Source organism: Noviherbaspirillum soli (genome assembly GCF_015352955.1).
Lineage (GTDB): Bacteria > Pseudomonadota > Gammaproteobacteria > Burkholderiales > Burkholderiaceae_D > Noviherbaspirillum_A > Noviherbaspirillum_A soli.
Genome location: NZ_JACYOX010000065.1, coordinates 1 through 5447, shown reverse-complemented (window position 1 = coordinate 5447; position 5447 = coordinate 1). Strand labels below are relative to the sequence as shown.

General features: G+C 59.4%; 6 protein-coding genes. 2 read left to right on the top strand and 4 right to left on the bottom strand.

The features are described from left to right. Nucleotides 1-96: 96 nt before the first annotated feature. From IGW04_RS24370 to IGW04_RS24355, 4 genes are all read right to left on the bottom strand, one after another. The gene (locus tag IGW04_RS24370) at nt 97-492 is read right to left on the bottom strand and encodes a hypothetical protein (protein ID WP_194715697.1); all 396 of its coding nucleotides are present in this window, start codon (nt 490-492) and stop codon (nt 97-99) included. A 65-nt stretch (nt 493-557) separates the two neighbouring features. Continuing rightward, on the bottom strand, nt 558-776 hold the full coding sequence (locus tag IGW04_RS24365; RefSeq protein ID WP_194715696.1) for a hypothetical protein: 219 nt from the start codon (nt 774-776) through the stop codon (nt 558-560). 55 nt (nt 777-831) lie between these two features. After that, nucleotides 832-1965: a methyltransferase gene (locus IGW04_RS24360; RefSeq protein ID WP_194715695.1), complete on the bottom strand. Its 1134-nt coding sequence runs from the start codon at nt 1963-1965 to the stop codon at nt 832-834. A 92-nt stretch (nt 1966-2057) separates the two neighbouring features. Then, entirely contained in the window at nt 2058-3128 is a 1071-nt protein-coding gene (locus IGW04_RS24355; RefSeq protein ID WP_194715694.1) for a flavodoxin family protein, read from the bottom strand. A gap of 292 nt (nt 3129-3420) precedes the next feature. Here IGW04_RS24355 and IGW04_RS24350 point away from each other — a divergent pair, with 292 nt between their 5' ends. Further along, nucleotides 3421-4104 (top strand): prepilin-type N-terminal cleavage/methylation domain-containing protein, encoded by a 684-nt coding sequence (locus tag IGW04_RS24350; RefSeq protein WP_228527368.1) that lies wholly within the window; start codon nt 3421-3423, stop codon nt 4102-4104. Nucleotides 4105-4554: 450 nt separating this feature from the next. Further along, nucleotides 4555-5250: a VIT1/CCC1 transporter family protein gene (locus tag IGW04_RS24345; protein WP_194715693.1), complete on the top strand. Its 696-nt coding sequence runs from the start codon at nt 4555-4557 to the stop codon at nt 5248-5250. Nucleotides 5251-5447: the final 197 nt, after the last annotated feature.

Below are 5447 nucleotides of genomic sequence, written 5' to 3'. Positions count from 1 at the left end.
CGGGGTATTCCACCCTACAGCATCAGGGGTATGTGCAGGATGCAGGTTGCGCCGCGCCTAAACCTGCGGCATGAGGCTAGTCTGGCCAAATTCGCTCTAGCGGCGCCCACTCCAGGTGCCAGCAGAACCCCAGCGACCGCCGCCGCCCCGCATGCCCGGGTGCCCTTGCGGGCGGGGTCCGCCGTTACGCCACTGGTGCGCACCACCACCGTTGCGCCAGTTATGCCCACCGTCGTGCCAGCGATGACCGCCGCCGGAACGATAGTCAAACCGGAATACCGGGGACGGCACATAGACCGGTGGCGCCGTATAGAGCGGCGCTGGCCCATAGCCATACACGGGCGCGGCCGGATAGACCGGGTCGGTGTAATAGGCGCCGCCATAATAGGGATAGTTGTAGCCGGTATCGTAGACAGCGCATCCACCCAGCGCGCCCAGTACCGCCAGCGAAAAAAGCAGGCGTTTCGCCACGCCTTCAACGGAATTATTCATGTCCATTAGAGAGGGGGTCAGGGCGAAAGTGTCCGCTTCTTACGCTTGCTTACACTTTGGCAGGTTCAGTGATGGTGATGCACCCAGCTGCTGTCGCCGGAAGAGATGAAGGACTCCACCGCATCCTTTTGCCCCGTGGCATGGCGCAGCACTTCGCCGCATTTGCAGATGCCCTGGTAAGGCTGGATGTGGGAACAGGCGGACACCTTCTGCAGGAATACCTGGACGGGTTTCGCGCACTTCCTGCATTTGAAGGTCAGGGTGCGTGCTGGCTTGGCTGGCATGGCGAATGAGAGCGAAATCGGAAAGACGGGATGATACGTCAAATGGCGTCGCGCTTCACGCGGGACGCAGGCGCCACAGCGAAGTGACTTCCCGGGCGCGCGCGCCAGCCAGCGGATCAGAAGGATCACTGGCCTTCGGATGCCGCGGCCGGATGTCGTGCCGGCCGGCCACCTGCAAGCCGGCGCCAGCAATCATGGCCAGCAGTTCATCGCGTGAACGCAGGCCCAGGTGCTCGGCAAAGTCGGAAAGAATCAACCATCCTTCGCCTCCCGGCAGCAGATGCGCGGCCAGGCCATCGAGAAATCCTTTCAGCATCCGGCTATCCGGATCGTAGACCGCATGCTCGAGCACGGAACTGGGTCGCGCCGGCAGCCAGGGAGGATTGCAGAGGATCAGCGAAGCGCGGCCCGGCGGAAACAGGTCGGCCTGCAGCAGTTCCACCTGTTGCGTCAGGCCGAGCCGTTCCAGATTATCGCGGGCACAGGCCAGCGCCCTGGCTTCCATATCCGTTGCCACCACATGCCCAACGCCGCGCCTGGCCAAAATCGCCGCCAGCACGCCGGTGCCGGTACCGATGTCAAAGGCCAGTTCCGGCAGCGGAGCAGGCAGCGGCGCTTGTGCAACCAGGTCAAGGTACTCGCCGCGGACCGGAGAGAACACCCCGTAGTGCGGATGGATGCGCTCGCCGCCCAGCGCAGGAATCGGCACGCCATTGCGCCGCCACTCATAGGCGCCAATCACGCCCAGCAATTCACGCAGTGACAGCACATAAGGCGCGCTGGCGGGACCATAAGCCTGTGCGCAGGCAAGCTGGACATCGGGCGCGCGACGCAATGCAATGACATGGCCGGCGTCGGCCTGGATCAGCAGCATGCCCAGCGTGCGTGCCCGTTGCGACTGTGCCTGTCTGTGCTGGTTGAATGCATCGCGCGGGGTGGCCGCCGGCTTGCGCGGCTTCTTCAGTGCGCGTCGTCCCATTGCCTGCAGCAGCTGACGCGCATTGTGATAATCACCGCGCCACAGCATGGCGGTACCTTCCGATGCAAGCCGGAAAGCCGCATCCGCTGTCATCCGGTCATCGGCGACCACGATACGCTGCGGCGCCGGAAAGCCGCTTTCAGAGCGCCACAGCGCATGATGTTCGCTGCCGTTTTCGGTCCAGCTGATAGAGGATGGAGGAGATTGCATGGCGCCTTGATGTGCTGCGAAGTTCGCGAGGCGCCATGGTACGGGCTGGCCGGGATTTGCGCTAACGGTTTCGACGCAAGGCCCGCTTGCCCCTATTTGGGCCGGGGCGAGGCCAGCGCCACATCCGGCTGTGACAATTGTCCGCGCCTCAGCTGCGCAACCGACTCCACGACAGCGCGCGCCACATTGCGCACTTCTTCCTGCATCGCCTCATCCCGGTCGAGCACCTCGTGGCTTTCGGCATAGGACTCGTAATAGCCGATGAACCGATCCAGCTTTGCCTTTTGTCCGGCGGCAATCAACCCCATCCAGTCCAGCCAGTCGGACAATGAGCGCCGTACGCCCTCGATGCCGGCCACATCGCCATGCACCACCAGCCCGTATGCGCGTCCGGCCAAATGCTTGGGATAGGGCCAGTCGGCCAGTTCCAGCGCCTTGGCCTTCTCTGCATTCTTGCCGGATGTGCTTGTCGGGTCCGGATTGCCGCCGTCGGCGCAAACCAGGCGGTCGATCATCAGCTTCAACACGCTGGGCGTCTGGTACCAGTAGACAGGCGTCAGGATAATGACCGCATGGGCGGCGGTCCATTTTTCATATATCTCCGCCATCCAGTCATTGACCTGATTCAGGCCATGGTTGGGATAACAGCTGCAGGGCCAGTGGCAAAGCGGCATTGCGGTAGAGGCGCAGCCCTTGCACGGATGAATTTGCCGTCCATAGTCGGAAATGAGCAGGCTCAGGTCGAGAATATCGACTTCCATCCTGGCCTCTTCCAGAACGCTGCGGGCCATCTGCATCATGCGGAAGGTCTTGGATATTTCCCCCGGACAACTGCCGTCATTGCGCGCCGCACCGCAGATCAGCAGCACCCGCGACGGACTGAGCGGATTCTTTTGCCATGCATCCGCCTTCTTCAGGCGTTCGCTGGCTTCCCGCCATTCGCTGGAAAGGTCGTAGTCCGGGTCGGCATACGCCGGGCCAGCCTTTTCGGTGAACGGCGCCTTGTGGGAAGCCGTGTAGTTTTCCCAGGCGATCTGCTCTACCTGAGCAAGCGCTTCCTGTGCCTGCTGGAAAGCGGGGTCGGCGAACGAACGCATGAAGCGCAGATGAAACTCGGTCCGATCCACTTTTTCGGGCGCCTGGCCCAACCTGGGTTGCGTCATTTCTTCACCTGAGGGAATTGCCGGGTGCGGCGTTGCGGTAAGGTGACTGAGCATAGGCATAAATCGCCAGGCTCGACCTTATTGCGTCTATCGCGGTTGATAGCAATCAATTCGGCCATGGGTGGCCGTCGTCCGGCAAGGATTGAAAGCGAAAAGCAGCGCTATCGCGTATCGGGCGCCGGAACATGGTTCCCGCTTCGGGAGCGCTGAATCAAAACCCGTTACCTGAGATAATCGGTCACTTTCTTCCCGATCATTGGGCTTCCCTATCCGCTTTTCACCTTCACTTATCATGGCTCCGAACCGTTCCAGGCGTATGGTCCGATCCCAGCGCGGCCTGACGCTGATTGAACTGCTCATTGCCATTACCGTACTGGCGGTGGTCGCTGTGCTTGGATGGCGCGGGCTGGACAGCATCGTGCGCAGCCGTATTGCGCTGACTGCGGAAATGGAGCGTACGCGAGGAGTCCAGTTGGCATTCGCCCAGATGGAGCGCGACTGCGCCAATATTGTGAGTGCGGATGCTTCGTATGGCCATCCGCCTTTGGCTGCGGAGCAGCAGCGCCTGATCCTGATACGCAGGGTGGCAACGGAAAACCAGCCGGTTCGCCTGCAGGTTGTATCCTATCGTGTCAGGGACGGCGTGCTTTACAGGCGGGCATCCCGGCCGACCAGAGACCTGGCAGAACTTGATGCCGCCTGGCTGGAAAATCCGCAGAATATTTCACGGGAAGAAGTGGCGCTGGAAGCCGGCGTTACCTCCATTGCAGTGCGTGTTTGGGCCAACAATGCAAATAACTGGCGGGCTGTCGATATCAATGCGCCTCAGATGGAACCATTGCCTGCAGCGACTGTGCCGGCCACTCCCAATCAGCCAGCCGCCACCGTCGCCGCCTATACCGGCCTAGAGATTTCCCTGCAATTGCAAGGCACGGCAAATCGAATGACCAAGGTGTTCCTTCTTGGCGCAGTCTGAACAACGCGCAAGAATGTGTAGCCTTGGGCACGCACTTAATGCAGCGCAGGCTCATCGCGACGCCTGTAGACAGGCTTAAATGAAAGCTTCCACGCCCCAGATGATCAAGCAAATACTTAACGCGGCGGACACGGCAACACAAAGCGCAGCCTGAAACTTGTTCAGATGCATTCCCAACGATTTTTTTTGCAGGCGAAATTTCGTGCCAGTATGCTGATTCATCCGACCACTCCCTTTATTTCCAAAAAGAACGTTTCCTAAAGACATTACAAGGAAAATATCAATTGCGTCAACAGCTTATCGAAACTTTTAAAAGTGACGTATTACAATAATGCGACAAACGTTTCTGACTGTTTCCATGCAACCGATTTCTTGCGGCAAGCCTGATTACAGGGAAGCAAGTTCCAGCGAGTCGTCGGAACATCCTTCTCTGTTTGATAACAACAAATTATGAGAACTTGGCACGCAGAAATTCATCGTGGCCACCGTATCGGCTGGTTACGCGCCGCGGTATTAGGCGCAAACGATGGGATTGTTTCCACCGCCAGCCTGTTGCTGGGAGTCGCGTCGGCGAATGGCTCCCATCAGTCTCTGCTGATTGCCGGTCTCGCCGGCCTCGTCGCTGGCGCCATGTCGATGGCAGCCGGCGAATATGTTTCAGTACATTCGCAGGCGGACGCCGAGCACGCCGATCTGCAACGCGAACGTCGTGAGTTGAGAGACGACGCGGCAGGCGAACACAGCGAGCTTGCCGGCATCTATATTGAGCGGGGGCTGGATCCGGATCTGGCGCATCAGGTTGCGCAGCAGTTGATGGAACATGATGCGCTTGGCAGCCATGCACGCGATGAGCTCGGAATGAATGCATCTGGCAGCGCCAGGCCAATCCAGGCAGCGTTCAGTTCCGCGGCCAGTTTTGCCATCGGTGCGGCCCTGCCCTTGGCAGTTACGGCGTTTGGACCTATAGAAAATCTGACATTCTGGTTGGCTTCGACGTCCATTGTCTTTCTCGCAGTGCTGGGATTACTGTCCGGCCTCGCTGGCGGAGCGCATATTGGACGAAGCACGATCCGTATCGTTTTCTGGGGAGTGCTTGCCATGGCGGTCACATCCGGAATCGGCTCCGTATTTGGGGTAGTTACCTAGGGTTATCTTTGCTCAGCTTTTCGATTTACCCGGGAGTGCGCCAGGTATTATCAACAACGCAAAAACCGCTCTAGTAGTCTGACACAGGACATTTTTCGGTTTTAAAGCGATCTAACGGGAGGTTGTCGGGAAGGAGATCGCAATGAACCGAAAATATGTGCTGAAGTTGACGGCGGACGAACGCGGCTGGCTGGAAG